4 protein-coding genes are annotated in these 6,350 nt (G+C 48.4%); all 4 read left to right on the top strand.

The window, feature by feature from the left end:
• Positions 1–104 precede the first annotated feature (104 nt).
• On the top strand, positions 105–1,541 hold the full coding sequence (locus RMO79_RS23700) for a RecQ family ATP-dependent DNA helicase (RefSeq protein WP_396136666.1): 1,437 nt from the start codon (positions 105–107) through the stop codon (positions 1,539–1,541).
• Positions 1,542–1,646: 105 nt separating this feature from the next.
• The gene (locus RMO79_RS23695; RefSeq protein WP_310485733.1) at positions 1,647–3,005 is read left to right on the top strand and encodes an ATP-binding protein; all 1,359 of its coding nucleotides are present in this window, start codon (positions 1,647–1,649) and stop codon (positions 3,003–3,005) included.
• Between the two features lie 158 nt (positions 3,006–3,163).
• Positions 3,164–3,715 carry a COP23 domain-containing protein gene (locus RMO79_RS23690; protein WP_310485732.1) on the top strand — a complete coding sequence of 184 codons (552 nt, stop codon included), beginning with the start codon at positions 3,164–3,166 and terminating at the stop codon, positions 3,713–3,715.
• Between the two features lie 253 nt (positions 3,716–3,968).
• On the top strand, positions 3,969–6,350 hold a 2,382-nt coding region (locus RMO79_RS23685), incomplete at its 3' end, for a GAF domain-containing protein (RefSeq protein ID WP_310485731.1).

Genomic DNA, 6,350 nt, shown 5'->3' with positions numbered 1-6,350 from the left:
CAAAGTCCGCCTACGCGGACTGGTTAATCAGTCCGCATAGCGAAAAGTGCGTTCCTGGGAAATCCCAAGAACGCACTTTTCGCTTTCAACTTTCAACTTTTTTCATGGATCGGATTCAAGCCAAACTACAGCAGGTATGGGGATATACCGAACTGCGATCGCCCCAACGCGAAATCATTGAATGTCTGCTGGCAGATCGAGACGCACTGATTGTGATGCCGACTGGGGGCGGTAAATCGCTGTGTTTTCAAATTCCAGCTTTATTGAGTAGCGGCGTTACTCTAGTTATTTCGCCGCTGGTAGCCTTGATGGAAAATCAGGTGCAGGAACTAACCGCCAAAGGATTAGCCGCTGGCTTGTTACATAGCGAACTTCCTCCCGCCAACCGCAAACAGACGATCCAATCTTTAGAATCAGGACGCTTGCGGCTGTTGTATATCTCGCCAGAAACTCTACTCAACCCAACAGTCTGGGCGAAATTATGCCAGCCCGAACTTCAGATCGATCGACTGATTCTCGATGAAGCTCACTGTCTGGTACATTGGGGCGAAACCTTTCGTCCCACCTACCGCCGCTTGGGGGCGATTCGCACCGCCTTAATTCAATCTAAGCCCCCAAATACTAAAATTGCAATCGCCGCCTTTACAGCCACAGCAGACCCCCGATCGCAGCAGACAATCAGCCGCGTTTTGCAACTCCAGCAGCCAGCCGAATTTATTCTCAATCCCCATCGTGCGAATCTCAAGTTATCAGTCAAGCAAATCTGGACTCCACGCGGGCGCAAAAAACACCTAACCGAGTTTATCGATAAATATCCACGTCAGTCGGGGCTAGTATACGTTAGAACCCGTGATACCAGCGAAGAATTAGCCGCATGGTTGGCAGCACGAGGCGATCGCACGGTGGCTTATCATGCGGGTTTGAGTCCCCAATCTCGGCGACGAGTCGAGAGCGAATGGTTGAGTGGTAAACTACAGTACGTGGTGTGTACCTGTGCTTTTGGGATGGGGATTAATAAAGCAAATGTCCGCTGGATCGCTCATTTCCATCCGCCCGTATTATTGGCAGAATACATTCAAGAAATCGGACGCGCCGGACGGGATGGAAAGCCTGCGGAGGCGTTATTATTAGTGTGTGAGGCTACCGGACTATTGTATCCAGAAGATCGTCAGCGATCGCGATTTTTTGTCGAAAGTATCGATCGTCATTACGATCTGGCGACTACCCTAGCAAAGCAGCTTCCCACCAGTGGCGACATCCGCGAGATCGAGCGTAAATTTCCGCATAGCTCAATCGCTTTATCTTTACTACACAGCATCGGTGAATTAGTCTGGGAAACCCCATTTAATTATCGACGCATCGAGACTGATAAACCACCGGATTGGAAAGTGTTACAAACTCAACAGCAGCAAATTTTTCGAGAAATTACGCCGTATATTACTCAACCAGGCTGTCGTTGGGCATACCTACTCGCTGCTTTTGGATCCCCCCAGCCCAAAACCTGGCAATGCGGCAATTGCGATAACTGCCAACGCCGTTAGGATTTTGGGTTTTGGATTTTGGATTGAAAATTATCTTTCCTTAACCCCTATTCCCTATTCCCTATTCCCTAAAGTCTAAAGCCCAAAGCCTAAAGCCTAACCCCTATGAACTCCTCCCATCACGAGCGACACACTGCCGAACTCCATCAGATGCAACGGGCGATTGCGGGATTATTAGTATATCAAGATATTTTAAATAGTGAAGTTGGTAATGCGGCGATCGAACTACTCGATGCGATCGCCAATCGCGATCGATCGCAAGCTAATGCTTTAATTTGTTTGACTGCCTACGGACGTTTTTTCAAAGCTTTAGCTGCCGAGAATTGTAGTTGGGAAGAATATTTAATCGATCGAATTCTACAAGCTGAAAATCCGTTTACACTTCAAGCGCAAAAGATCGCTCTCGATTTTTCGCAAGGTTCGCTAGACAAGTATTTATCGCCAGCTCTAGTCATGGCTGCCAAACAAGATTTACAATCTTTATATACGCTCTATATTAACGGTCATTACATTCCTAAATGGGTGCAGCAAGTCGGTGATAACCCAGTTTGCTGGATCGGAAGTACCCCAATCGATCGCATCAAAAATCGCCGCAGAGCGAATATTGTGAGTAAATTAGACTGTAAAAATTGGGGTGAATCTACAGATGTGCCCGATAACTGGGGTGAATTACTAGAAGATGTCTTGCGGTATTACCAGCAGTCGGGATTGGGGATATTTGGTAAATATCGAGCCTTGAGATGGCAAAATAGACTGGTTGGAATTTCTACTCCCGATCCGATCGATATCGATCGACTCGTCGGTTACGATCTGCAAAAAGACACGCTCATTAAAAATACAAAAGCCTTGCTCTTAGGTAAGCCAGCTCTAAATATTTTATTGTATGGTGGTAAAGGCACGGGTAAATCATCGTTAGTTAAAAGCTTGCTCAATTATTTTACCGATAGTCAATTAAGACTAATTGAAGTCAGTAAAACCGATATGCGCGATCTGTCGATAATTCTCGATCGCATTGCCGATTTACCGCAAAAGTTTATTATTTTCATCGACGATCTTTCATTTGAAGCCGATGATGAGGCTTTTAAGGCATTAAAAGTCGTCTTAGAAGGCAGCGTCACCGCCAGACCTGCTAATGTAGTAGTATACGCCACTTCCAATCGGCGGCATTTAGTTAGAGAATACTTTGCAGATCGACCGCGCCCTCAAGATGCTGACGAGATTCAGATGTGGGATACCGTCCAAGAAAAATTATCATTTAGCGATCGGTTTGGCATTACACTGACCTTTGAGCCTGCCGACCAACCTAAATATCTCGAAATCGTCCATCATTTAGCTAATTCAGCACAATTGCCGATCGAGCGTGACGATCTTGAAAAACGTGCCTTACAATGGGCAACAAGACACAACGGACGCTCTGGGCGCACTGCGCGACAATTCATTGATTATCTGATGGGAAGCGATTGATGAGTTTAAAAGCTAGAAACATTATCTGCTCAGCAATTGAAGTGTCAACAGCCGATTGTGAAAAATAATAAATTATGTATATAAAATTACCAACTCATTCGGAACTTTAGAGTGAGATAGTGTTTCTTAAATTTAGTAATCGATCGAGGAATAAACTTATGAAAATCTGGCAAATGAAATCTTTATCCAATCAGCTTGCTAACCTTACTCTAGCAGCGATCGCTGTAGTCAGCAGCAATATTGCCTTCGTTCCAGCCAGTCAGGCTCTGACTGCCGCCACTAGCTTTGTTTGTAGTACCTCGAATGGTAAGCCAGCAACTGTAGCTAGAACCAAAAAAGGCGATGTAGCGATCGTTGTCTGGAGTTCGGAAGAATTTAGTGGTTCGGGCTTTAATCCCCAAACTCGTTGTCAGCAAGTGTCGGCTAGATTCCAATCTATGTACCGCAGCGGACAGTTAAAGTATATTACCACTGGTACTATTAATAATCTGCCTGTGGTATGTGCGACCAAGCAAATCAAAGGTACCTGCGATCGGCAAAATCTGCTCTACACGCTCAAGCCCAATGCCGATCCCAAACAGACGATCTCGAAATTGATGGCAATTCGCAATCGCGCTAGTTCTAGCAGTATTGAAGAAAGCGGTAGAAGTCCCAGCACGAGTGAAGCTCAAAATACTTCGATCGAGATCGATTGGCTAGAAGAAAACTAATCAATACTCAAAAATTAAGTTCTCATAGATTTCGATCGCAACTGTTCGAGATCTGACTCTCAAACCCTGCATCTTTACAATAGGTGTGGGGTTTTGCCATGAGCTGGCAACAGCTATAAAATAGGAACAGCCGATCGCATCCGCTTTATAAGGGGAGGGTTGGGGTGGGGTAAAGGGACTACGCAGCAAACTTACAGATCGATCCCCCCATCGCCCAAACTACCAGCATTAATCGCCATTTGCAGAAAATACCATGACTGACTCACTACCAGTACAGGCTATCAACCCACTCTTACCTGCCAACGAACCAGAACGGTTGGCGGCACTGCATCGCTATCAAGTCCTCGATACGCCTCCTGAAGTAGCTTTCGATCGCCTTACAGCCCTCGCAGCGCGACTGTTTAAGATGCCTACCGTTCTGATTTCGCTGGTGGATGAGTCGAGAGCTTGGTTCAAGTCTAGCATTGGTTTTGGTGCTACTGAAGTGGTGCGCGATGCGACGATTTGCAGCTTTGCCGTGTTAACCGATGAGCCGCTGATCGTTCCCGATACTCGACTCGACCATCGATTTAGCTGCAATCCGTTCGTGCAATGCGAACCTGGGATGCGGTTTTATGCGGGTGCGCCGTTGATCGATCGAGATGGCTTTAATCTGGGTACGCTGTGTATGCTCGACAGTGTGCCCCATGAACCCCTCACTGCCGAGGAAGAGGCTACTTTGGTAGATTTGGCGGCAATGGTCGTTGATGAGCTGGAACTGCGGTTGGCGGCGCGGCAGATCGCTAGCGTCGATGCCGCACTAGTCGAGATTACCCAAGGTGTGGCGAGGGTGACGGGTGGGGAATTTTTCGATGAGCTGGTGAGGCACTTTGCCAAAGTTTTGGGCACCGACTACGTTTATATTGGCTTGGTGGAAGGCACTGAGCCGAAAATGATGCGAACGATCGCCACTTGCGATCGCGGTCACATCGTCGAGAACCTCGAATATCGGCTGCAAGATACGCCCTGCTGGCAAGCGATCGAGCAGCGTAAAATATGCTGTTATCCGTGCAATGTCCAGGCTCTATTTCCGAATGCGCCCCTACTTAAACCGCTTTCGGTGGAGAGCTATATCGCGATTCCGTTCTATGGGTCTGATGGTTATATCTTGGGATTGCTGGGTGTAATGGATGGTAAACCCCTAGCAAATGTGCATCTAGCCGAATCGTTAATGACGATCTTTGCCAGTCGGATTGCGACTGAGCTAGAGCGTCAACAGCACGAACTGATGCTAGTCGAACAGACGCGACTGCTAGAGGCGGTTTCCACTGGTCAGCCGCTAGATGAGTGCCTGAGTGCGCTGTGTAGCTCGATCGCCAAACTCAGCCCCCACACGCGCGCCTGTGTGCTACTGACTGACGATCGCCGCACGAAGTTTCCTCGATCGATTACGCCAGATTTCCCGCCGTCGTTGAGCCAAGGACTCAAGGATGCACCGATTAACGAGCTGGCGATTGGTACTTGTGGGACGGCAGTATATTGCAGTGAGCCTGTGACTTGTACCGATATTGCGAGTGACGAATCTTGGTCGCAAAGCTGGCGGGATTTATGTATCGCACATGGCATTCGGGCTTGTCATTCCTTACCGATTATGGGGATCGATAATTTACCCATCGGTTCGGTGATGTTGTGCTTTAATGAAGCCCGATTGCCGACCGAATGGGAATATCAACTGGGCGAATTTGGGACTAAAATTGCTAGTATTACGATCGAGCGTATACGCTCGATCGAGAAGGTGTCGGAGAGTGAAGAACGGCTGAGTTTGGCACTTACAGCCGCAGAGATGGCGACCTGTGATGCAGATCTGTCCACGGGTGGAACCATCTGGTCTGCCAAACACTTCGAGATTTTGGGCTACGCTCCAGCTACTGATGGCGCAGCTACCCTCGAGATGGCGATGAGCCTCGTCCATCCCGACGATCGCGCAGCGGTGATGCAGGCGTGGGAAACTGCCCAGCGGGATCGATCGATCTTTCGCAGCGAAAATCGGTTCGTTCGCGCCGACACTGGAGCAGTCGTGTGGCTAGCCGCAACCGGAAGATTCCTCGACAACCAGGCGGGGGAAGCCATGCGGTTTATCGGGGTGCTGTTCGATATATCCCTTCGCAAACAAACCGAAATTGCTTTGGTCGAAAGTCAGCAATTCGTGGAAAATGTCGCCAATACTATGCCAGGGATGCTGTACGTCTACGATCTCATCGAGCAACGCAACATCTATAGCAATCGCCACTCCCTAGAACTGCTAGGCTATACGCCAGAGCAACTAGAAGAGCTGGGGACAGACATCACGCCGAGTATCGTGCATCCAGACGATCTGCCCCGCGCAATGGCGTATCAGGCCCAATTCAATACGGCTCTCCCTGGCGAAGTGCTGGAGATCGAATACCGAGTGCAACAGGCAAATGATGAATGGTGCTGGCTACTCAGTTGTAGCACTGTATTTAACACCACGCCAGCGGGAGATGTCCGACAGATTTTAGGAGTATCGATCGATATTACCGATCGTAAACAGGCAGAAGCCGCCCTGCAAGAGAGCCAGAAATTCGTGCAAAAGCTCACCGAAACCTTGCCTGGGATGGTGTATGTCTACGATACG

The organism is Chamaesiphon sp. VAR_48_metabat_403, assembly GCF_031422475.1.
Taxonomy (GTDB): Bacteria; Cyanobacteriota; Cyanobacteriia; order Cyanobacteriales; family Chamaesiphonaceae; genus Chamaesiphon.
Note: the sequence above shows the minus strand (reverse complement) of the source record. Positions and strands in the feature narration are given on the sequence as shown.